The organism is Enterobacter sp. SORGH_AS_0287 (assembly GCF_031453695.1).
Taxonomy (GTDB): Bacteria; Pseudomonadota; Gammaproteobacteria; order Enterobacterales; family Enterobacteriaceae; genus Enterobacter; species Enterobacter ludwigii.
Genome location: NZ_JAVIZW010000001.1, coordinates 1,081,743 through 1,104,761 on the forward strand (window position 1 = coordinate 1,081,743; position 23,019 = coordinate 1,104,761).

Annotated in this window: 21 protein-coding genes and 1 pseudogene; 16 read left to right on the top strand and 6 right to left on the bottom strand. The window is 55.1% G+C overall.

The features are described from left to right. The first annotated feature begins 18 nt into the window (after positions 1–18). Entirely contained in the window at positions 19–252 is a 234-nt protein-coding gene (locus tag QE396_RS05150) for a YdcY family protein (RefSeq protein WP_020884026.1), read from the top strand. A gap of 14 nt (positions 253–266) precedes the next feature. Here QE396_RS05150 and QE396_RS05155 read toward each other — a convergent pair whose 3' ends face one another. Together QE396_RS05155 and QE396_RS05160 are read right to left on the bottom strand one after the other, a co-directional pair. Beyond that, entirely contained in the window at positions 267–716 is a 450-nt protein-coding gene (locus tag QE396_RS05155; RefSeq protein ID WP_020884027.1) for a DMT family transporter, read from the bottom strand. Next, positions 713–1,231: a GNAT family N-acetyltransferase gene (locus QE396_RS05160; RefSeq protein ID WP_020884028.1), complete on the bottom strand. Its 519-nt coding sequence runs from the start codon at positions 1,229–1,231 to the stop codon at positions 713–715. The genes QE396_RS05155 and QE396_RS05160 overlap by 4 nt, the downstream gene beginning before the upstream one ends. Positions 1,232–1,381: 150 nt before the next feature. Here QE396_RS05160 and QE396_RS05165 point away from each other — a divergent pair, with 150 nt between their 5' ends. The 3 genes from QE396_RS05165 (at position 1,382) to QE396_RS05175 (ending at position 3,985) form a co-directional block, all read left to right on the top strand. After that, positions 1,382–1,957: a helix-turn-helix domain-containing protein gene (locus QE396_RS05165; protein ID WP_032670344.1), complete on the top strand. Its 576-nt coding sequence runs from the start codon at positions 1,382–1,384 to the stop codon at positions 1,955–1,957. Between the two features lie 65 nt (positions 1,958–2,022). Further along, entirely contained in the window at positions 2,023–3,063 is a 1,041-nt protein-coding gene (locus QE396_RS05170; protein WP_020884030.1) for an NADP-dependent oxidoreductase, read from the top strand. Positions 3,064–3,316: 253 nt separating this feature from the next. Beyond that, on the top strand, positions 3,317–3,985 hold the full coding sequence (locus tag QE396_RS05175) for a GntR family transcriptional regulator (protein ID WP_020884031.1): 669 nt from the start codon (positions 3,317–3,319) through the stop codon (positions 3,983–3,985). Positions 3,986–4,118: 133 nt separating this feature from the next. Here the strand turns inward: QE396_RS05175 and pqqU are convergent, their stop codons facing one another. After that, positions 4,119–6,233 (bottom strand): TonB-dependent receptor PqqU, encoded by a 2,115-nt coding sequence (pqqU, locus tag QE396_RS05180; RefSeq protein WP_020884032.1) that lies wholly within the window; start codon positions 6,231–6,233, stop codon positions 4,119–4,121. Between the two features lie 241 nt (positions 6,234–6,474). On the opposite strand from pqqU, the gene QE396_RS05185 reads away from it, so the two are divergent. Beyond that, positions 6,475–7,536 (top strand): YncE family protein, encoded by a 1,062-nt coding sequence (locus QE396_RS05185; RefSeq protein WP_020884033.1) that lies wholly within the window; start codon positions 6,475–6,477, stop codon positions 7,534–7,536. A gap of 71 nt (positions 7,537–7,607) precedes the next feature. Here the strand turns inward: QE396_RS05185 and ansP are convergent, their stop codons facing one another. Both ansP and QE396_RS05195 read right to left on the bottom strand, forming a co-directional pair. After that, complete coding sequence (gene ansP, locus QE396_RS05190; protein WP_020884034.1) at positions 7,608–9,104, bottom strand: L-asparagine permease; 1,497 nt, start codon at positions 9,102–9,104, stop codon at positions 7,608–7,610. A gap of 347 nt (positions 9,105–9,451) precedes the next feature. Next, on the bottom strand, positions 9,452–10,987 hold the full coding sequence (locus QE396_RS05195) for a PAS domain-containing methyl-accepting chemotaxis protein (protein WP_032670346.1): 1,536 nt from the start codon (positions 10,985–10,987) through the stop codon (positions 9,452–9,454). Between the two features lie 341 nt (positions 10,988–11,328). Here QE396_RS05195 and QE396_RS05200 point away from each other — a divergent pair, with 341 nt between their 5' ends. The 10 genes and pseudogenes from QE396_RS05200 to pptA all read left to right on the top strand — a co-directional run bounded on the left by QE396_RS05200 (position 11,329) and on the right by pptA (position 20,413). Further along, entirely contained in the window at positions 11,329–11,868 is a 540-nt protein-coding gene (locus tag QE396_RS05200) for an AAA family ATPase (protein WP_020884036.1), read from the top strand. 110 nt (positions 11,869–11,978) lie between these two features. Further along, entirely contained in the window at positions 11,979–12,998 is a 1,020-nt protein-coding gene (locus QE396_RS05205) for an LLM class flavin-dependent oxidoreductase (RefSeq protein WP_020884037.1), read from the top strand. Further along, a complete protein-coding gene (locus QE396_RS05210) occupies positions 12,977–14,098 on the top strand; it encodes an amidohydrolase (protein ID WP_020884038.1) in 1,122 nt (373 codons plus the stop codon). The genes QE396_RS05205 and QE396_RS05210 overlap by 22 nt, the downstream gene beginning before the upstream one ends. 16 nt (positions 14,099–14,114) lie before the next feature. Next, positions 14,115–16,379: pseudogene (locus QE396_RS05215) on the top strand (NtaA/DmoA family FMN-dependent monooxygenase). Between the two features lie 9 nt (positions 16,380–16,388). Continuing rightward, a complete protein-coding gene (locus QE396_RS05220; RefSeq protein ID WP_020884041.1) occupies positions 16,389–16,898 on the top strand; it encodes a GNAT family N-acetyltransferase in 510 nt (169 codons plus the stop codon). Positions 16,899–16,907: 9 nt separating this feature from the next. Further along, positions 16,908–17,834 (top strand): amino acid ABC transporter permease, encoded by a 927-nt coding sequence (locus QE396_RS05225; protein ID WP_020884042.1) that lies wholly within the window; start codon positions 16,908–16,910, stop codon positions 17,832–17,834. Further along, positions 17,818–18,591 (top strand): amino acid ABC transporter ATP-binding protein, encoded by a 774-nt coding sequence (locus QE396_RS05230; RefSeq protein WP_014170239.1) that lies wholly within the window; start codon positions 17,818–17,820, stop codon positions 18,589–18,591. Before QE396_RS05225 ends, QE396_RS05230 begins: the two co-directional genes overlap by 17 nt. 9 nt (positions 18,592–18,600) lie before the next feature. Continuing rightward, positions 18,601–19,488, top strand: a complete 888-nt coding sequence (locus QE396_RS05235) for a transporter substrate-binding domain-containing protein (protein WP_020884043.1) — start codon at positions 18,601–18,603, stop codon at positions 19,486–19,488. A 39-nt stretch (positions 19,489–19,527) separates the two neighbouring features. Further along, the gene (locus QE396_RS05240) at positions 19,528–20,145 is read left to right on the top strand and encodes a glutathione S-transferase family protein (protein WP_309950210.1); all 618 of its coding nucleotides are present in this window, start codon (positions 19,528–19,530) and stop codon (positions 20,143–20,145) included. Positions 20,146–20,182: 37 nt separating this feature from the next. After that, positions 20,183–20,413, top strand: coding sequence for a tautomerase PptA (gene pptA / locus QE396_RS05245; protein WP_020884045.1), 231 nt, complete (start codon positions 20,183–20,185; stop codon positions 20,411–20,413). 43 nt (positions 20,414–20,456) lie between these two features. On the opposite strand, the gene QE396_RS05250 is transcribed toward pptA, so the two are convergent. Next, positions 20,457–20,756, bottom strand: a complete 300-nt coding sequence (locus tag QE396_RS05250) for a helix-turn-helix transcriptional regulator (RefSeq protein WP_014170235.1) — start codon at positions 20,754–20,756, stop codon at positions 20,457–20,459. 160 nt (positions 20,757–20,916) lie between these two features. On the opposite strand from QE396_RS05250, the gene fusA reads away from it, so the two are divergent. Continuing rightward, positions 20,917–23,016 carry an elongation factor G gene (gene fusA, locus QE396_RS05255; RefSeq protein WP_014170234.1) on the top strand — a complete coding sequence of 700 codons (2,100 nt, stop codon included), beginning with the start codon at positions 20,917–20,919 and terminating at the stop codon, positions 23,014–23,016. The last annotated feature ends 3 nt before the right edge of the window (positions 23,017–23,019 follow it).

Consider the following 23,019-nt stretch of genomic DNA (forward strand, 5'->3'; position numbering starts at 1 on the left):
ATCTGACAAGGAGTGACAATGTCACATTTAAATGAAGTTATCGCCCGTGTCGATACCGCCATCGAAGAGGGAGTGATTAGCCGAATGAATGAACTGCTGATCGAACTGAGCGACGACGCAGCGTTAAGCCGTGAAGATCGCTACAGTCAGCAGCAGCGTCTGCGTACCGCGATTGCACATCACGGTAAGCAACATAAAGAAGAGATGGACGCCCGTCAGGAATTGCTGACCAAAGGCGGTACGATACTGTAGCGGTGAGCCGGGGGTCAGAACTGGCGTCTCGCGACCAGCCACGCCCCGACCACCAGCATTACGGCACCGCACACCGGGCCAATCAGCGCGCGCAAGGGGATGCCATTGCTTCTGAGTACATCCATTACCAGCCCGCCAATCAACTGGCTTGCCACCAGCACGGCGATGGTTGTCGCTGCGCCAACATTTTGATAGCCGCTGATACTGGCAAAAACAAAAAACGACCCTAACAGCCCCGGGATCAACGTCCACCAGCGGATCGTTGAGGCCAGCTCGCTAAATCCGGCGAAGCCCTGTTTTAGCAGCAGAATGCTGACAAACAGCACAATGCCAACCAGCGAATTCAGCAGCATCGCGATAAGAATGGTCGAGGAGGACTGAGAGATGCGCACCATTAAGGTGTTTTGCACCACCAGGCCAATTCCCGCCGCCACCAGAAAAGCCAGCGTCAGAGACTGATTCATGAGATAGCGTCCGGATCGCTGCGCTCATCAAGCTGCAACTGCATAAAGGTCAGATCCAGCCAGCGGCCAAACTTGGTGCCCACCTGCGGCATCTGGCCGGTGGTCACAAAACCGAGCGTCTCATGAAGATGAATAGAGGCCTGGTTTTGCGCCTCAATGCCCGCCACCATGACGTGTTTGCCGAGGGTCCGCGCTTCAATAATCAGCGCGTTCATCAGCGTGCGGCCAATACCTTTCCCCTGATGATCCGGATGAACGTAGACAGAATGCTCTACCGTATGCCGGAAACCGTCAAAGGCGCGCCAGTCGCCAAACGAGGCGTAGCCGGTGATAACGCCATTCTCTTCACTCACCAGCACCGGGTAGCCTGCGAGGGCACGCGCCTCAAACCAGGCAATGCGGTTATCCGTATCGACGGTTTTATCATTCCAGATCGCGGCAGTATGCAGCACCGCGTGGTTGTAAATCTCCCCAATAGCGGCGCAGTCTTCTTTGCAGGCATGACGAACGATCATGTTTGAACCTCTGAGTGTGTTGTTCACTATAGTATTACGTTATGAGTACGATATTACACAACTGTACAGACGGATGGCTATGACATAAGCCAGATTTTTTTGTTATCAAAACCGCGTTGAAATGCCGTTCATACACTATAGTATGACGTCATGAATACTATGACAGACACAATGAATCAAAGGATTAGCGCGCGAATTCGCCTTGAACGCGAGTCGCGAGGATGGTCATTAAGCGAGCTTGCTGACCGGGCCGGTGTCTCGCGCGCCATGATCCACAAGATAGAGCGCGGGGACAGCAGCCCGACGGCGACATTGCTTGCGCGGTTATCCGGCGCGTTTGGCATCAGCATGTCAACGCTGATCGCCAGAGCCGAAATGCAGGAAGGAAAGCTGCTGCGTCTGGAAAACCAGCCCGTCTGGCGTGACCCTCAGACACACTACCTCCGCCGCCACGTTTCACCCCGCACCGATCTGCCCATCGATCTTGTTCAGGTTGAGCTGCCTGCGGGAAGCGATGTCCCTATGCCCGCGTCGTCGTATGCGCTGGCGCGCCAGCTTATCTGGCTGCAGTCTGGCGAACTGGTTTTCCAGGAGGGCGATACCCGTCATGAAATGCACGCCGGTGATTGCCTGGAACTGGGGCCGCCCAACGACTGCCGGTTCATTAATGAGACGAATGAAACCTGTATCTATCTGGTTGTGCGGCTTAACCAGTCTGGCTCGTAAAGTTAAAGCGTTTACGCCGATCATGAGCCAGGCTCTAATGACATTTGTACCAGAAGGAGTTCCTGATGAATCAATCTGTTTCGCAAAATCGCCGCTGGGTTCTGGCTTCTCGTCCGCACGGTGCGCCGGTCGCGGAGAATTTTCGTCTGGAAGAGCAGCCTGTTCCTGAACCTCAGGCAGGACAGCTTTTGCTGCGCACGGTCTGGCTGTCGCTTGATCCTTACATGCGTGGGCGCATGAGTGATGCACCTTCCTATTCACCGCCAGTGGAAATTGGGGCGGTCATGGTGGGGGGAACGGTCAGTCGCGTTGAGCAGTCAAACCATCCGGACTATACGCCGGGTGAGTGGGTGCTGGGCTACAGCGGCTGGCAGGAGTATGAAATTTCAGACGGCAGCGGCCTGGTGAAACTGGGCGATAATATTTTTCATCCCTCGTGGGCGCTGGGCATTCTGGGTATGCCAGGGTTTACCGCCTATATGGGGCTACTGGACATCGGCCAGCCTAAAGCCGGTGAAACGCTGGTGGTTGCGGCGGCGACGGGGCCGGTTGGTGCGACGGTCGGGCAGATCGGTAAAATCAAAGGTTGCCGGGTGATCGGCGTTGCCGGTGGTGCAGAAAAATGCCGCCATGCCGTCGAGGTGCTCGGGTTTGACCAGTGCCTGGATCATCATGCCGATGACTTCGCGGCCCAGCTGGAAAAGGCCTGCCCGAAAGGGATTGATGTCTATTATGAAAACGTCGGCGGGAAAGTCTTTGACGCCGTGTTGCCCTTACTGAACACCTCGGCGCGCGTACCGGTATGTGGTCTGGTGAGCGGTTACAATGCGACGGGTCTGCCGGAAGGGCCGGATCGTTTGCCGTTATTGATGGCGACGATTCTGAAGAAACGTATTCGTATGCAGGGGTTTATCATCGCTCAGGACTACGGCCATCGCATCAAGGAGTTCCAGGATGAGATGGGGCGCTGGGTGCAGGAAGGCAAAATTCACTACCGTGAGCAGGTTACAGAGGGCCTGGAGAATGCGCCTGAGGCGCTGATTGGCCTTCTTGAAGGAAAAAACTTCGGCAAAGTCGTGATTCGCGTCGCGGGTGACAATAAATAATCTAAAATATGGCGGGGTTTCCCGCCATATTTATTTGTGAAGATACGATATATTGTCTTTAATTAACTGGACATGGCTTTTCGCGCCTTCCGTTCAGATGAGCACGAAAACGAAAAAAATAAATTTTGCATTTCTTGACATTTTTACAGATTTCCCATCACCAGGCATGACGATACAGGATATATCGGAACAGCGTCGTTTATAAAAAACGGCGTTTAAAAATAGCATTAAGTATTAGCTACAGGAATTGAACATGCTTGATTTGGACCATTTAGAAAAAGCGCAAAGGATCAGTCTTACCATGCAAGTCGAACTCAGTTTGAAAGGCGCGTTAATTACAGGCTCACTGAAACCTGGCGCTCGACTGATTACCAAAGAAATTGCTGATAAATTAGGAACCAGTATTACCCCGGTTCGCGAGGCGCTTTTGCGTCTGGTGTCGTCTGGGGCATTGCACGCCACGCCGGCCCAGGCGTTTCTGGTTCCTGAGGTCACGCTTGAGCGTTATAACGAGATTAACGCCATCAGAAAACAGCTTGAGCCTATGGCGGTAGCTGCCGCCTGTCAGCATATGACGGAAAATAAGCTGGAGGTGTTGCGCAAGCTATCAGAGACATTCCATGAAGCCATGCGCAACGGGCACGTTCAGCAGGCGCTGCATGCTAACCGCATCTTTCGGTTTACGCTTTATCAGTACGCGGAAATGCCGACACTCAGCGCCTTAATTGAGCAGCTATGGGTGCGTATTGGACCTTGCATGAACTATCTGCATCAGGAGCTTAACGACATCAAGGTGTCGACTTATCACTACGCCGAGCTCCTGTCCGCGCTTGAGCGAAGAGATGTTGATGGCAGTCAGAAGGCGATAGAGACGTTGATTGACGAAGCGAACACGCTTTTACAGCGACAATATTTTAACTGAGAGATTATTTAGCAGAGCGACTATATCCTGCCGCGAATTATATTCCTGGTTAAATACTCCTGATGGCTTATTGCCATCAGGAGCGTTATTCCATTTATAAAAATAATATTCAGCAAAAAAGAATGCTTTTTGCTTACTCGAAGCGATAAGAGACTGACAGACCTACGCCGTAGTTACGGCCCGGTGCAGGTTCGTAATAACGCCCGTTGGATTCATTCACGATAACCGATCCGACATACTCTTTATCGAACAGGTTATCGACGCGACCAAAGACGTCCATTCCCCAGTTACCGTAGTTGAATTTATACCCGGTATTCAGCCCAACCACCGTGTAGGACGGGGCTTTCGCCGTGTTCTCGTCATCCGCCATGATATCGCTCATGTAGCGCACATCCGATCCCGCATACCAGCCTTCTTCCGGCTGCCAGCCAAACGAGGCATAACCCATGTTGCGGGCAATGCCCGGCATACGGTTGCCGTTACAGTCGCCGGTGCTGCACACGTTGGTACGATAGGTGGCGTCCAGATAGGTCCACGCCATTTTCAGCTTCCAGTTCTCAGCAAACTGCTGATCCAGGGAAACTTCAACCCCCTGACGACGGGTTTTACCGGCGTTTTTATAGCTGGTACGACCGCCAGCGCTGGCATCGACGACAATCTCATCATCCGTATCGGTGCGGAACAGCGCTGCCGTCAGCAGACCATTACCGATACGGGTTTTGCTGCCCACTTCATAGGTATTGTTCGTGGAAGGTTTCAGGCCAATGTTGAGGCCGCCCTGGTTATCCGCACGATAAGAGAGCTCATTGATGGTTGGCGTTTCAAACCCACGACCTGCCGCAGCATAGAGATTCCACGCATCGGTCACGGCATATTTCACCGATCCGGCCGGGAGCCACTTGTGATAGCTTGCGTCACCGCTGTCGTCTCCGTTGCCCGGGGTCACGTAATGGTCGTTGGAGTCAAACCAGACCGAGCTGTAACGGACGCCGGCATCCACGGAGAGTTTCTGCGTTAACTGCCAGCTTGTTTGCAGGTACGGGTCGACGTTCCACATCAGGTTACGTTCGTTACGACGTTTGTCACCCTTGACGCCGTACTCCGGCACGCCGTTGTTCATCACGAAGTTTTCGTATCCGCGACGATCTTCGCTCATGTTTTCGTAGTTCAGACCGGTGGTAAAGGTGACCGGAACCAGCAGTTCGCCACGGTGCGTCCAGCGGGTATCAATCCCCTGGTAATGGCGCTGCATATCAATCACGCCGCCGGAGTGGGAAGGTCTCAGCTGAGGCTGATAAGGAATTGACTGGTACTGCGTCATTTCACGTTCGCCGGCGTACATCATGACACTGAGATCGTCCTGGGTGCTGAGCTGACGATCGTAGCGCAGGCCAGCCTGGGTCTGCTTGATGGTCTTGCGCGTATTGTATTGGTCGCCACGCGGAGACTGGCGAGGGTTGTCATGCCACTCCTGGGCACTCAGTCCACCCGGATCGTTGGCTTTCATGTCCACGCTGTTGAAAATCAGCGTCAGCTTGCTCACGTCATCAATACGAACACCCAGTTTAGCGTTGGCGAGATTCTTCCGCGCGCCGCTGTGGTCGCGATAACCTTTGGTCGTGAAACGGGTAGTGGACACGGTGTAGTCCACATCCCCGGCATGCGTCCCGTCACCCATCGCGCCGGTGGCTTTCATTCCATAGCGCCAGGTACCGTAACTGCCGTAATAGCTGCTGGCCTCAATGGTCGGCGGCTGCTGCCCGGTCTGGGTCGTCATGTTGATCACGCCGCCGGAGGCGTTGCCATAAAGGGCAGAGAAGGGGCCGCGCAGCACTTCTACGCTGTCCACGCTGGAGAGATCGATATTGGAGGTTTGTCCCTGTCCATCCGGCATGGTTGCCGGAATACCGTCGACATACATACGGATACCGCGCACGCCGAAGGTTGAGCGGGCACCAAACCCACGCATCGAAAGCTGGAGATCCTGAGCATAGTTCTGGCGGTTCTGGATCTGCAGTCCCGGCACGCTGCCAAGAGATTCAGACAGGTTAATGCGTGGCGCAGCATGACGCATATCATCGCCATTCACGACGCTGACCGCCGCCGGGGTATCGAGCTCCGAGACGGTTTGCGGCGTGGCGCTGACGATCATGGTTTGTTCATCGGCACTCATCGCAGTGAGAGGCGCAGAGATAACAGGAACCAGCAGCAGTGGAAGCGTTGCCTTACGGGCAGAAATGATTTTCATGAAATAGACCGGTTATGGAAAAAACGTACCAAATGGAACATGTCCATATATGTTAAATCTTTTGTAAATCTTTTGAAAACTATAACCGCACATTGCGTTAATGAAAGGCCGGGAAGGAAAGAAAAACTCCACATTTAACTCATAAATGATTACTATTCTCATTATCAAAACGGCAATGCCATGACGTTGCCTGCCGGAAGTGATGTCAGCAGTAAACCCTGTGTTCAAAAAAGGAATTGTTATGTCTTTACGTCATCTGTGCTCGCCGCGCCTGAGTATGTCTCTGCTGTCCGGGGCGTTACTGTTTGCCGGAACCTTCCAGGTTCATGCTGCCGAAGAGATGTTGCGCAAAGCGGTAGGGAAAGGCGCATATGAAATGGCCGTGAGCCAGCAGGAGAATGCGCTGTGGGTCGCGACATCGCAGAGCCGCAAAACGGACAAAGGCGGGATTGTCTATCGCCTTGACCCGGTCACGCTGGACGTGACGCAGGTCATTCATAACGATCTCAAACCCTTCGGTGCCACCCTTGATAATGCCACCCAGACGCTGTGGTTTGGTAACACCATCAACGGCGCGGTAACCGCGATTGATGCCAAAACGGGTGAGGTGAAAGGGCGACTGGTGCTGGATAACCGTCAGCGCAGTGAAACCGTCAAACCGCTGCAGCCGCGCCAGCTGGTGGCCGATGACAGCACAAACACGGTTTACATCACCGGCGTAGGCCAGGAGAGCGCGATTTGGGTGGTGGATGGTGCAACGCTGAAGCTGAAAGAGACCATCGGCAGTACCGGTAAATTCAGCACCGGCCTGGCGCTGGATGCGAAGGCAAAACGTCTTTACACCACCAATGCTGATGGCGAACTGGTGACGATTGATACGGCAACCCACAAAATCCTCAGCCGTAAAAAAGTGCAGGACGACGGTAAGGAGCACTTCTACCTGAATCTGAGCCTAGATACCGCCGGACAGCGTGCGTTCTTAACCGACTCAAAGCAGCCGGAAGTGCTGGTGGTGAATCTGAAGGACGGCAGCGTCATCAAGAAAATTGCCGTGCCTGAATCGCTGGCCGTTCTGTTTAACCCGGCGCGCAACGAAGCGTATGTGACGCACCGTGAAGCGGGTAAGGTGAGCGTAATCGACGCGAAAACCTACAACGTTACCAAAACCTTCGACACCCCGGTCTATCCGAACAGTCTGGCGCTCTCTGCGGATGGGAAAACCCTGTATGTGACGGTAAAACAAAAATCGACCCGTCAGCAGGAAGCCACCCAGCCTGATGACGTGATTCGTATCACGCTCTAAGTTTCGCTCCTCAACACAAAGAAAAAGGGAAGGCGCAATGCCTTCCCTTTGTATTAACCAGCAGGTCGATATTAACGCGACGTCTCTTCAACCAGCGGGGCGTCGTGTTTGGCATCATCAGGATGAACCGGCGCCGTGCTGTGAATTTCTTGTACGCGTTTACGCACGCCAAACCAGCCGGCAATCAGCAATACGGCCAGCAGAGGAATGGTGGCAATCGTGTAGGTACCGTTCGGGTAATCAAACGCCATCAGCACCAGCACGCTGAACAGGAACAGCAGGGTGAGCCAGGAGGTCACCGGTGCGCCCGGCAGCTTAAAGCTGACTTCAGCGGCTTTGCCTTCTTTGATCGCTTTGCGCAGACGCATCTGGCAGACCACGATAAAGGCCCAGGAGGCGATGATGCCGAGCGCGGCAACGTTCAGCACGATTTCGAATACCTGAGACGGTACCAGGTAGTTCAGGAACACGCCGAAGACATACACCACCAGCGTCGCCAGAATGCCCGCGTAAGGCACATGCTGACGGCTCATCTTCGACATGAATTTCGGCGCCGAACCGCCCATCGACATGGAGCGCAGGATACGACCGGTAGAGTAAAGACCCGAGTTCAGACTGGAGAGCGCAGCCGTCAGCACCACGATATTCATGATGCTGCCAACATAAGGCACGCCCAGTTTAGAGAAGAAGGTCACAAACGGGCTTTGACCCGCCTGATAGGCGTTCCACGGCAGCAGCAGAACCAGCAGCACCACGGAACCAACATAAAAGAGACCGATACGCCAGATAACGCTGTTAATGGCTTTAGGTACCATGGTCTGTGGGTCTTTACATTCACCCGCCGCGGTGCCGACCAGCTCAATGGACGCGAAGGCGAACACCACACCCTGAACCAGTACCAGCGCAGGCAGCAGGCCATGCGGGAAGAAACCGCCGTTATCAGTGATCAGGTGGAAACCGGTGGCATTGCCATCAAGCGGTTTACCGCTACCGAGGAACACCGTACCCACGACCAGGAACACCACGATGGCCAGCACTTTTACCAGCGCGAACCAGAACTCCATCTCCGCGAACCACTTCACGCCGATCATGTTCATGGTGCCGACAATGGCCAGTGCGCCCAGCGCAAACACCCATTGTGGCACATCACCAAACGCGCCCCAGTAGTGCATGTAAAGCGCGACGGCGGTGATATCGACAATACCGGTCATTGCCCAGTTGACGAAGTACATCCATCCAGCAACGTAGGCCGCTTTTTCACCGAGGAATTCACGGGCATAAGAGACAAAACTGCCGCTGGAAGGGCGATGCAGTACCAGTTCGCCCAATGCACGAAGAATGAAGAAAGAGAAGATCCCGCACACCAGATAGACCAGGGCGAGAGCCGGGCCAGCCATCTGCAGACGAGCGCCAGCACCTAAAAACAGACCCGTTCCGATAGCGCCGCCGATGGCGATCATTTGAACCTGACGGTTGCCCATCGCTTTGTGGTAGCCCTCTTCATGGGAGTTTAACCAGCGACGTTTAGCAGCGTGATGATCGGCTGCGCTTTTATTGCTTGTTTTCATTGAGTTACCTGTTTGCCTGTCTGAACCATTATCGTGATAGTCCTGCCTGGCAGAGTGCAATACAAACGATTGCTTCTGCGCAAACACATGTTGCCTTCCCAGTCATTCTGCGTATGGATAAGGCGAAACATGGCGAGGCATCCTACCTGCAATTCATAAGCGACGCAAAATATAACCGTGCCGAAAGTGATGCACGTCGAAGGAAATCGTGTGGTCAGAGCAGACGGGGATCACAACACGCTGAATAGCGGTGAGTTTTTAGACAAATCCATTAATGAAGTGGTGCTTTAATCATCAGTTTCGCTTAATGATTGCGCAAAGCAACCAGCGCATAACGGCGCCTTTGCTCAACCGCCAAAAACGGCAATCGCCTGTTGCAGGCGGGTCGTGCGCTGCGTCAGATGGTGTGCGGCGTCCGTCACGTTATCCACCATACCGGTATTGTTTTGGGTCATTGTACCGATGCGGGAGATGGACGCGTTAATCAGGGTCAGCGCCTGCGTTTGCTCCTGCGTGGCGTGGCCTATCTCCTTAATCAGAGAAGACATCTCCATGACATTGCCAATCATCACCGTGAGCTGCGATTCAGTTTGCTCGACCTTCTCCACGCCGGCGTTCACGCTGGAAACGTTTTTCTCTATAAGCGTTTTGATCTCTTTGGCCGCCGTGGCAGAGTGCTGGGCAAGGTTGCGCACTTCGGCCGCCACGACTGCAAAACCGCGCCCGGCATCACCCGCACGCGCCGCTTCAACGGCCGCGTTCAGCGCCAGAATATTGGTCTGGAAGGCGATACGATCGATGACGCTGATGATGTCGACGATCTGGCTGTTATCCTGCGACACGGACTGCATCATGCCGATAGTCTCTTTCATCATTGCTTCACCGCGGTGAGCGCTGGTGCGGGTGCGATCTGCCATCAGGATCGCGTCTTTCGCCGTTTCAGCCGTCTGCTGAACTGCGCTGGCAATTTCTTCCACGGCTGAGGCCGTTTGCTGCAGAAAGTCTGCGGTTTCTTCGGTACGCGTTTGTAATGCCATACCTTCTTTCGCCACCTGCTGGCTGATTGTACTTATACCGCTGATTTGCGCACCGACATCGTCCACCAGCGAATGGAGGTTCAGACCCGACTGATTCACCATGCGCATCATCAGGCCGATTTCATCGACGCGGTCAAAATGGTAATAGTCCGCTTTACGTCCTGAAACCACCCGCTGCATTTGCTGGACAATGGATTTAACCGGCTTCGCAATTTGCGCATGAAGATAAACGGCCAGGGCAATAAATAGCAGAGCCAGACCGACAGTCTCAACAATACGATCGGCAAATATAAACAGCTGCAGACAGGCGAGCAGGGCGGTTATCGCAATACCAAGATGGATCCTTTTACTGGTGCTGAGGCGTTTAAACAGCGACGTAAAAGAGAACAGACCGTGGCGAACAAACAGGCCTTTATAAAAGCGGTGATGTTTTAATTCATTATTGCGCACTTTCTCATACCGTTTTTCACTGACAGTAATCTCTTCACGCGAAGGAATATTCCGCACAGAAATATAGCCGGTTAACGTTTCATTCTGATAAACCGGGGTGACGTTTGCGCGCACCCAGTAGTGATCGCCGTTCTGGCGGCGGTTCTTGACCAGCCCCGTCCAGGTCTCACCCTGTTGCAGGGTAAACCACATGTCGCCAAACGCCTCGGCAGGCATGTCGGGATGGCGAATAAGATTATGCGGCTCACCGAGAAGACTCTCTTCTTTATAGCCGCTGGCGTCAATAAAGGCAGAGTTCGCATAGGTAATATGGCTGTGCGTATTGGTGGTCGACATGAGCGTCGAACCTTCGTTAAGTAAATACTCGTTTTGTGTAACGGGAGTGTTATTCCGCATCAGTAACCCCATGGTCATATATCAATAAAAAAGAGCCCGTTAAACATTCAGGCAAGATTGAAAGGTTTGTTTTTATTTTTACTGTCGGCATATTCTCTACGAAAGTTATGCGTTCCGGAATACCCTGTGTTTAGTATTTTTTATTTTTAAAATGCGTTCGATGTAATAAAAATGAAAATATTTATCGGTGCGTTTTTGTAGCACCCTGCAAATAAACGCCATAAGGCAAATTAAAAGCGGGAGATCACTCTTCGACGTAAACTGACCCGCCGAAATAGCGTTTCGTTAACAAGATGAAAACGCTATGCTTTAAGGGTTTTTCTTCAACAGGGGGCAGCAGGGTGAAAGTAAATGTGATTGGCACCAGCGGGAGTGGAAAAAGCACTCTGGCGAAGCGTATCGCCGCAGAACTGGATATTCCTTACATTGAAATGGACCGACTTTACTGGTGTCCGGACTGGCAGGGCACACCGGACGCTATCTTGCTGGAAAAACTGGAGACGACGCTAAAGGCGTCAGCGGAGTGGGTGCTTGATGGCAACTATAACCGTACGCGTCCTGTGAAATGGCGAGACGTGGATCGGGTGGTGTGGGTGGATTATGGGTTCGCCCGAACCCTGTATCAGGCTGTCACCCGAGCGTTCAGGCGCGCCTGGCACAAACAGGAACTGTGGCCCGGTACGGGAAACTGTGAGAGTTTTCGTCGCTCATTCTTGAGCCGTGAGTCCATTATTATCTGGACAATCAAAACCTGGCGCAGCAACCGCGCACGTTATGCACGCGATATGGTAGACCCGCAATACGCCCATATTCATTTTGTCCGCATTACCCGCCGCAGTGAGGTGGAAAACCTCATTTCATCGCTTAAGTCACACGCGTAGCATGGATTTATATATCTGATTTCCGGCAAACCAAATGTAAATTAATTGTTTCTCAGAGGTGAAATACGCCTTTAATAATGATGACATGTTAAGTCAAACGAGAACGCAACATGTCCTGGCGAATCAGTATTCTGGATAAAAGCCCCATCGCTGAAAACGAAACGGCTGCCGATGCACTGGCGCGAACCATGGCGCTGGCACAGCAGGCAGAAAATCTGGGCTATCACCGTTTCTGGATTGCCGAACACCACAACACGCCCCAGTTGGCCAGCCCTTCACCCGAACTGTTAATCGCCTGGATCCTCGGGCAAACACGGCGTATCCGCGTGGGCTCTGGTGGCGTCATGCTCCAGCACTACAGCCCTTACAAAGTCGCAGAAAATTTCAACCTCCTGGCCGCGCTTGCTCCCGGGCGCGTGGATCTGGGCGTCGGGAAAGCCCCAGGCGGCCTGCCGCTCTCCACCCGGGCGCTGCAGCAGGGCCTCGATCAACAGCAAAAAGGCAGTTTTGCCGAACAGCTGACACAGCTTCATCACTGGATCCAGCCGGAAAATCAGTCGGTGGACGAGGCCGTTCGCGCGACGCCGCTGCCGCCGGTTCCGGCGCAGGGGTTCCTGCTGGGGGCCAGTACCGAAAGCGCGCTGCTGGCCGCGAAACTTGACTGGCATTTTGTCTTTGCTGCTCACCTGAATGGGGATCCGGCGCTGCTGCGTGAAGTCATCACCACCTGGCGTAACCACAGCGCCCGGGATGCGATTGTGGCGGTGCAGGTCATCGTCGCCCAGTCGCAGGCTGAGGCGGAGGCACTGGCACAACAGGTTGAAGTCTGGGGCGTCGAACTGGCAAATGGGCAGCGCGTCACCGTGGCCAGCGAAGAGCAGGCCTATGCCTTTGCCCGACAGGCGGGCAGCGAGCCGGTGCGCATTGCCCGTCGGGCACAGTCGCTGCTGGCGGGAACAGCTGAATCGGTGCTGGAACAGTTGAACGCCCTGCACGAAAAATGGGGCATTGATGAATTCATTATTGATACGCCCGTTGCGGATGGCGTAACGCGAATACAGTCCCTGCGTCTGCTGGCGCAGGCGAAGCTTAACAAGGAGGTCGCCGTATGCGTTTTGACGAACAACTGATTGCCTGGCGCCGGGAGCTGCACCAGAACCCGGAGCTGTCCGGCCAGGAGGTCGAAACGACCGCTCGCCTGCGTCAGTGGCTGACGACGGCTGGCATTACGCCGCTGCCTTATGCGCTTCAGACCGGCGTGGTGGCCGAAATTGGCACGGGGAAAAAGCTGATCGCGCTGCGGGCCGATATTGACGCCTTGCCCATTGAAGAGCGCAGCGGCGTGCCGTTTAGCTCACAGCGTGCGGGGGTGATGCATGCCTGCGGACACGATATTCATACCAGTGTGATCCTCGGGGCGGCGTTAAAGCTTAAAGAGCGTGAAGCGTCTTTAAACGGGCGTGTGCGGATCCTTTTTCAGCCGGCTGAAGAGAACTTTGGCGGCGCGAAAAGTATGGTGCGGGCCGGTGCCTTACGTGATGTCAGTGCCATCTTCGGGATGCATAACGAGCCGGGGCTGCCGGTCGGGGAATTTGCCACCCGCGGTGGGCCGTTCTACGCCAACGTCGACCGGTTTGTTATCCGAATTACCGGTAAAGGCGCGCATGCTGCACGTCCGCATGAAGGTAACGACGCCATCGTGCTGGCGAGCCAGCTGGTAACGGCGTTGCAGAGCGTTGCCAGCCGCAACGTCAACACGCTTGATTCCGTGGTGCTGAGCGTCACGCGCATTACCGGGGGCAATACCTGGAACGTCCTGCCGGAAAGCGTTGAGCTGGAAGGCACGCTTCGCACCCACCGCGTGGAAGTGCAGCAGAATGTGAAAGCACGCGTCGGCGAAATTGCCGCCGGGTTTGCCAGCGCGTTTAGCGCGCAGATCGACATCACCTGGTACGCCGGGCCTACCGCGCTGGTCAATGACGCGCACTGGGCCGAATTTGCCACCGCCGTCGCCAGAGAATCTGGGTATGAAACGCAGCACGCAGAGCTGCATATGGGCGGGGAAGATTTCGCGGTGTATCTGCAGCAGATCCCCGGGGCGTTTGTCAGCATCGGCAGCGCCAGTCCGTTCGGTTTACATCACCCGGCCTTCAACCCGGATGAAGCATTAATTGAGCCCGCTGCCCGCTATTTTGCACAGCTTGCGGAAAAAGCCCTGCAACACGTTTAATTCTGAAGAGGTGAATATGTCTGCAACCCGACAATTGCGGCTGGGAACCATTTTGCATGGTGCTTCCGGGAACATGTCTGCCTGGCGCCATCCGGCGGCGGTCGCCGATGCCAGCATTAATTTTGATTTTGTAAAAGCCACGGCGTTAAAAGCCGAAGAGGGGAAGCTTGATTTTTTATTCGTCGCCGACGGCCTCTATATTAACGAGAAATCCATCCCGCATTTCTTAAACCGGTTTGAGCCGTTAACGGTCTTGTCCGCACTGGCAAGTCTGACCTCGCGCCTCGGTCTGGTCGGTACCTTATCGACCTCCTACAGCGAACCGTTTACCGTGGCGCGCCAGTTTGCCAGCCTGGATCATTTAAGCAACGGACGCGCAGGCTGGAACGTGGTGACCTCACCGCTCGAGGGGTCGGCAAAAAACTTCTCGCGCGAGAAACACCCTGAACATGCGCTGCGCTACCGGATAGCGGATGAATACCTCGACGTGGGTGAAAGGACTCTGGGATTCCTGGGAGGGAGATGCCTTTGTGCGCAACAAAGAGAGCGGCCAGTTCTTTGACCCGGCAAAACTGCATACGCTTGATCACCACGGCGATTTCTTCCAGGTGGCCGGTCCGCTCAATATTGGCCGCACGCCGCAGGGACGCCCGATTGTTTTTCAGGCAGGTGCATCGGATGACGGAAAAAAACTGGCCGCGAAACATGCTGACGCCATTTTTACCCATCATGAAACGTTAGAGGAAGCCAAAGCGTTTTATCGCGACGTGAAACACCAGCTTGAATCGAATGGCCGCAGGGCATCGGACTTACATATTTTTCAGGGCGTCAGCGTGATTGTTGGCAAAGACGCGGAGGACGTGGAGAACCAGTATCAGACAACCGCGGCTCTGGTGTCGATTAACGATGCCCTGAATTACCTCGGCCGTTATTTCGAACATCACGATTTCAGCCAGTACCCGCTCGACGAGCCGTTCCCGGACATCGGTGAACTGGGCAAAAACAGTTTTCGCAGCACGACCGATGAAATTAAGCGTAATGCTCGCGAACGCAACTTAACCCTGCGTCAGGTTGCACTCGAAGCGGCATCCCCGCGCCCGCGCTTTTCCGGTACGCCGGAGCAGGTGGCAGACGGTCTGCAGGGCTGGTTTGAGGCATTCGCCGCGGACGGCTTCATTATTCAGGGTGGAACGCCGGACACGTTCCCGCGTTTTGTTGACCAGGTTGTCCCGGTGTTACAGGCCCGCGGGTTATTCCGCACCGACTATCCCGGCACTACGCTGCGCGACAGTCTGGGTTTAGACGAACCGAAAAACCAGTTCACACAACAATAATAGAGAACCTCGCTATGCAGAAATCATCGCTTATTCTGGCGCTTGCGCTGGCCTTTTCCCCTGCCGTCTGGGCAGAGAATGTGAACATTAATGGCACTGGCGTGAGCCTGGAAGCCAACAAAACGCCCGTCAACACCGCCAAAAACAGCGACGCCATCGCGCAACTGCCGAAAGATTATCGCTTCGCCGTGCCGGGCAAATTCACCGTGGCGGTTGCCGCGCTTAACTCACCGCCGCTGACCGTTTTTTCCGACGACAATAAAACGCTGCTCGGAAGCGAGGTGGACGTTGCCCGTCTGGTGGCCGACAGTCTTGGGCTGGAGCTGAACGTGGTGCCAACCTCCTGGGAGGACTGGCCTCTCGGCGTCGCCTCCGGGAAATACGATGCGGCGATCAGCAACATCACCGTGACCAGAGAGCGCAAAGAGAAGTTTGATTTTGCCACTTACCGTAAAGATTCCCTCGGCTTCTATGTGAAATCGACCAGCCCGATTACCTCGCTGCAGAAGGCGGAGGACATCGCCGGGCTGCGCATCATCGTAGGTTCCGGGACCAACCAGGAGGCTATCCTGCTGGCGTGGAATGCGCAGAACGTGAAGAAAGGCCTGAAGCCGTTTACCCCGATCTACACCAAAGACGATGCATCACAAACCCTGTCTCTCCAGTCAGGCCGCGCAGATGCGTTCTTTGGCCCGAACGTGACTGGCGCATGGAAAGCGGCGCTGACCGGGAAAACGAAACGGGTTGGGATTGTCGACGGCGGCTGGCCGAAGGCGGCGCACATTGCGGTGACGCTGAAAAAAGGCAGCGGCCTGGTCGAGCCGGTACAGACTGCACTTAACGGGGTCATCAAAAACGGCGATTACGACAAAGTGCTGAACCGCTGGGGGGAAGGGGTAGAACGTATCCCTCAATCAGAAGTGAACCCGGCAGGACTGGGTGACTAAGGAGGCGCTATGCGCGAGCAATTTCGGGACGTGTCACCGGAAGACGCCGATCTTCAGCCCATTATCGACGGATTATTCGGTGAATATGCCGCCCGCTATGGCGACTACTTCTCTAAAGACGCGGAAGTGGAGCTCACGGAGTGGTACCTGGCCCCGCAGGGGCTGTTTATTGTCCTTGAGCGTGACGGCGACATCATCGCCACCGGCGCGTATAAACCGTTTGATGAACGCACCGCTGAAATCAAACGAATCTGGACGCACAAGGCGCTGCGTCAACAGGGGCTGGCGGCCCGCGTTGTCCAGGAGCTGGAGCGTCGGGCGGTACAGGCCGGTTACAGCCAGATCTACCTCACCACCGGTTTTCGTCAGCCGGAAGCGGTCAGGCTCTATATCAGCCAGGGCTATCAGCCGCAGTTCGATCTGAACCGCGATCCGGAAGAGTACAGCCAGCCGCCGTTTGATGGTCGGCTGCGTTTCACCAAAACGCTGATCAGTGAAGCGTTCAGTAAAACAGCATGAGGAATGACGATGAGCAACGTTGAAACCATTAAGGTGGTCCCGGCGCGTTATCCGCTGCGGACTGTCGGTGCCGTGGTGGCGCTGTTTGTGCTTGCGGTGGTCATTCAGTCCGTGGCCTTTAACCCGCGCTGGGAGTGGTCTGTCTTTGCCCGTTGGTTCTTTGACCCGGTTATCCTCGAAGGCGTAGGGCAGACATTGCTCTTGACCCTGATCGGCACTGCGCTGAGCGTGGTCATTGGCGGCCTGCTGGCGCTGGCGAGACTCTCTTCATCCTGGCTGCTGAGCAGCCTGGCCTGGGGATATATCTGGCTGTTTCGTTCGTTGCCGCTGATTGTGGTTCTGATCATTCTCTATAACTTTTCCTATCTCTACGACACGCTCTCGCTCGGCGTACCCTTCACCGCCATTACCTGGGGTCGCTTTGAAACCATCAACGTGCTGGGACAGTTTTCCACCGCCGTGGTGGGGCTGACGCTGGTTCAGAGCGCGTATACCGCCGAGATCATTCGCGGCGGTTTTCTGGGGGTGGATCATGGTCAGTATGAAGCGGCGGCGGCACTCGGTCTGCCAGCCTGGCGTCGCACGGTGCGTATCATTTTGCCGCAGGCACTGCGCACGATTCTGCCGTCCGGATTTAATGAAATTATCAGTCTCGCGAAAGGCACGGCCATGGTGTATGTCCTGGCGATGCCGGAACTCTTCTATACCATTCAGATGATCTATAACCGCACGCAGGAGGTGATCCCGCTGCTGATGGTCGGTGCGGTCTGGTATCTGGTGATTACCACCGTGTTGTCTGCCATTCAGCATGTTGTGGAGCGCGGGCTTGCCCGCAGCGAACGCCGTTCAGCCGTTAATCAAAACCGGGTAGCCAGTCGCGTCCGTTCCGTATCCACCGCATCAGTACAGGAGCCCGTCCATGCAAACCTCTCCTGAAGGGCATATTTCGATTACCGGCGTCAGTAAGTTTTTTGGTCGCCATAAAGCGCTTGATAACGTCTCGCTGGAGATCCCGCCCGGATCGGTAACGGTGATCCTCGGGCCTTCCGGATCGGGTAAATCGACGCTTCTGCGTACCATTAACCATCTGGAACGCGTCGACGAAGGGTTTATCCAGATTGACGGTGACTACATCGGTTACCGCCGTCAGGGTGACAAACTCTACGAGCTGAAAGAGAAAGAGATCCTCAAACAGCGCGTCAATGTGGGCTATGTCTTCCAGAACTTTAATCTCTTTCCGCATCTCACAGTGCTGGAAAACCTGATTGAAGCGCCCATCGCCCATAAAAAACTGAGTAAGAAAGAAGCCGTTGAAAGGGCATACAGCCTGCTGGATGTGGTCGGGCTGCGCGATAAAGCCGACGCCTGGTCGCGCCATCTCTCCGGTGGCCAACAGCAGCGTATTGCCATTGCCCGCGCGCTGGCGTTACGTCCCCGGGTAATGCTGTTTGATGAGCCCACTTCAGCGCTCGACCCGGAACTGGTTGGCGAAGTGCTGGATGTGATTAAAAAGCTCGCCCGCTCGGGTACCACGCTGGTGGTGGTCACCCACGAGATCGGCTTTGCCCGGGAAGTGGCGGATCAGGTGGTCTTTATGGTCGACGGCAAAATTGTGGAGCAGGGTAGCAGTGACGACGTATTAACCCGTCCGTCGCACCCGCGAACGCGCCAGTTCCTGTCAAAAGTGCTGTAAGGAGCGCAGATGAAATATGCTTTTCTGGCCGGTCTGGCTTTTACGACCGCGAGCCATGCGGGTATCGATTTACACGCCAACGAGCAGCCGCTGCCGGTGACGGTAGATCGGCAGGCCGTCGCGAAGATCCCCGCGAACTATAAATTTGTTGAGCCGGGCACGCTCACGGTAGCGATCTCAGCGCTCAACTCTCCACCGCTGGCGCTGCTTGCCAGCGATAACCGGACGCGGATTGGCAGCGATCCGGATATTGCCCGCTTGCTGGCGGGCAGTCTGGGGTTAAAGCTGAAGCTGGTTCCCACGGCCTGGGAAGACTGGCCGCTGGGGATCAGCTCCGGACGCTATGACGTGGCGCTGGTGAATATTGCGGTGACCGAACAGCGAAAAGAGAAATTTGATTTTGCGACCTATCGCGTCGACTCACTGGCGTTTTCCGTGAAATCCACCAGCGCGGTCCAGGCGATTAACAGCGCAAAAGATCTGGCAGGCAAAAAGGTGATTGTCGGTTCCGGGACCAATCAGGAGCGCATTCTGCTGGGCTGGAATGAAGAGAACAAAAAAGCCGGTCGTGCGCCTGCGCTGCCGGTCTATCTGACCGATGATGCTTCCGGCAACCTCTATATTCAGTCCGGCAGGGCGGATGTGTTCTTCGGGCCTCAATCCGTATCAGCCTATAAAGCGGCGTTGACCGGCAAAACGCGCGTAGTGGGTCTCGGGCCGAAGAGAGCCTATGTCGCCACGACGACCAAAAAGGGCAATGGGCTGGTTTATGCTTTGCAGGCTGCGCTGGAGGGCGCTATTACGCGTGGAGAGTACCAGCGGGTGCTGGCACGCTGGGGAGAAGAGGGCGAAGCGGTGACGCAATCCGACGTGAACCCGCCTGGGATAACCTATTAGTCGTGTCTACACTTAGGGTTTTCATCCCGGAGGGGCAACATGATTAAACTCTATGGCGTACCCGGCTGGGGATCGGCAATCAGTGAAGTGATGCTGACTCTGGCAGACATCCCTTATCAATTTATCAACGTGGACGGGTTCGACCAGCCCGGCCCGCAGCGTGAGTTGCTGAAAGCACGCAATCCGCTGTGTCAGGTACCCACGCTGGAACTGGAAAACGGGGCGATCATGACCGAAACGGCGGCGATTGCCCTGATGGTGCTGGACAGATGTCCCGATCTTGCGCCTGCCGTCGGGCAGGCTGAGCGGCAGCAGTTTCAGCGGTTGCTCATTTGGTTTGTTGCGAACGTTTATCCCACCTTTACCTACGCCGACTACCCCGAACGCTGGGTGCCGGATGCGCCGGAGCAGTTGAAAAACAGCTGTATTGAATACCGAAAATCACTCTATCTGTGGTTTGACAGCCAGCTCAGTGCCACCCCTTTTGCGCTCGGGGAACGGCTGACGCTGCTTGACGTCTACCTCACGGTTGCACGCACCTGGGGGCCTCGCCATGCATGGTTTGCGGCGAATACGCCGAAGATAACGGCGATTGCGGATACCGTGTGCCAGCTGCCGGAACTGCACAAGGTGTTAAAGGCAAACGAGATAATCTGATAACGTGGAACTCACATTCATAACTGGAAGCCTGCATATGCCACACGTAGATATCAAATGTTTTCCCCGTGATTTGAACGACGACCAAAAAACCGCGCTGGCGGCGGATATTGCCGAGGTGATTACCCGTCATCTGAACAGTAAAGATCGCTCTATTTCGGTCGCCCTGAATGAAGTGCAGGAAGCCGACTGGAAAGCGCAGGTCTGGGATACTGAAATTGAACCCAACCTGGATCACTTAATTAAGAAACCCGGCTATTCAATGTGAGAGAGGGTCGGGCGGCGCGGAGTCGCCCGACACGACACACGCGTTACTTCGTCTGCAGTAATATTGCCATCAGCCCCGGAAAGCGGGCATCAAGATCGTCTCTGCGCAGTGAAATCATATTTTCTCGCCCCTGCGGGCGCTGCCAAATCACACCGCTGTCGCGCAAGACGCGCCAGTGATGGGTCATCGTCGATTTCACCACCTCGTCCGGGCGCAGCGCGTTACAGCTCAGTTCGCTGCCATCGGCCAGCCTGCGGATAATCGACAGCCGGAGCGGGTTACCGAGGGCAAAAAGCACATTTTCCAGCAGTATTTGTTCAGTTTCAGGGTGGTTCGGGATCATCGTTTTCCTGCGTCTGGTGTCAGATTGAGCTATATCAACAATAGGTCAACCGTAAAAAAATAGTTCGATAATACTCGTACAATAGGACTATTATAGCAAACGAACGAACACGCGACCATCCCGGTCGTCACAACGCAGTCTTAATGACTAAGGAAATATTATGCCCCGACCCATCCCTCTCGAACGTTATCGCAACATCGGTATCTCCGCGCATATCGATGCCGGTAAAACGACCACCACCGAGCGCATCCTGTTTTATACCGGTATGAGCCACAAACTGGGTGAAGTACACGATGGCGCGGCAACTACCGACTGGATGGCACAGGAGCAAGAGCGCGGGATAACCATTACCTCTGCGGCAGTCAGCTGTTTCTGGCCAGGTATGGACCGGGGCTTTGAACCGCACCGGATCAACATTATTGACACCCCGGGCCACGTAGATTTCACCATTGAGGTGGAACGTTCCATGCGTGTACTCGACGGCGCTGTCATGGTGTATGACTCCGTCGGTGGCGTGCAGCCGCAGTCGGAAACCGTCTGGCGTCAGGCGAATAAATATCATGTCCCGCGGCTGGCCTTCGTCAACAAAATGGACCGCCCGGGTGCGGACTTCTTCCGCGTCGTGCGAATGATGCAGGAGCGTCTGAAAGCGAATCCAGTCCCGATTGTTATTCCGGTGGGGGCAGAAGAACACTTCACCGGCGTGGTGGATCTCATCAAAATGCGTACCATTTTGTGGGACGATGCTACCCAGGGCATGGTGTTTACCTATGCTCCTGTGCCGGATGACGTAGTGAGTACTGCGCAGGAATGGCGGGAAAAAATGGTCTCTGCGGCGGCGGAAGCCAGCGATGAGCTGATGGATAAATACCTGGAAACGGGTGATTTAGAGGAAGCGGAAATCATCAGGGGGCTGCGTATGCGGACCATCTCCGGTGAAATCCAGCCGATGCTGTGCGGCAGCGCGTTTAAAAATAAAGGCGTGCAACGCATGCTCGATGCGGTCATTGAACTGATGCCGTCGCCTCTGGACGTGCCCGCCATTGATGGTGTGGATGAGAATGGGCAGCATGCCGAGCGTCATCCAGACGACAACGAGCCGTTCTCTGCGCTGGCCTTTAAACTGATGAGCGACCCGTACGTCGGACAGCTGACCTTTATCCGCGTTTACTCTGGCGTGCTGCGCAAAGGCGACGCGGTGTTCAACCCGGTGAAAGGGAAGAAAGAGCGCATTGGGCGCATCGTGCTGATGCATGCTAACGATCGCCACGAAGTGGATGAGTTGCGCGCGGGCGATATCGCGGCCTGCGTTGGGTTGAAAGATGTGACAACCGGTGACACGCTCACCGACCCGAATGCCGTCATCACGCTGGAACGGATGGAGTTTCCGGACCCGGTTATCTCGCTTGCGATCGAGCCGAAAACCAAAGGCGATCAGGAGAAAATGGGCATTGCATTGCAGCGCCTGGCAGCAGAAGACCCTTCGTTTCGTCTGCACACCGATGAAGAGTCCGGCCAGACAATTATCTCCGGGATGGGTGAGTTACATCTTGAGATTATCGTTGACCGCATGAGGCGTGAGTTCGGCGTTGAGGCGAACATTGGTCGCCCACAGGTCACGTACCGTGAAACCCTGCGTAAAGCGGTGAAGGATATCGAAGGGAAATTTGTCCGACAGTCCGGCGGTAAAGGGCAGTACGGCCATGTGGTGCTCAGTCTGGCGCCGTTAGAGCCCGGCAGTGGTTTTGTATTTGAAGATGCCACCAAGGGCGGCGTTGTCCCGCGCGAGTATATTCCGTCTGTGGAGAAAGGCCTGCGCGAAGCCATGAACAGCGGTGTCCTGGCGGGGTATCCGGTTGTCGATGTGAAAGCGACCCTGACGTTTGGCTCCTATCACGAGGTCGACTCCTCGGAAATGGCGTTCCGCATGGCGGCGATCCTCGGCTTTAAAGAGGGCGCTCGCAAAGCGGACCCGGTGATTCTTGAACCGGTCATGCATGTCGAGGTGGAAACACCGGAAGAGTACGCCGGCAACATCATGGGCGATCTCTCTTCCCGCCGCGGCATGGTACAGGGAATGGAAGAGCAGTACGGTAGCCAGATTATTCGCGCGGATGTGCCGCTGGCGGAGATGTTTGGCTATGCCACGACGCTGCGTTCGATGTCGCAAGGCCGCGCGACCTACACGATGGAATTCCATCATTTCGCGGAAGCACCGCGTAATGTTGCGGATGAAATTATTGCACGGCGCGCGAAGTAATTT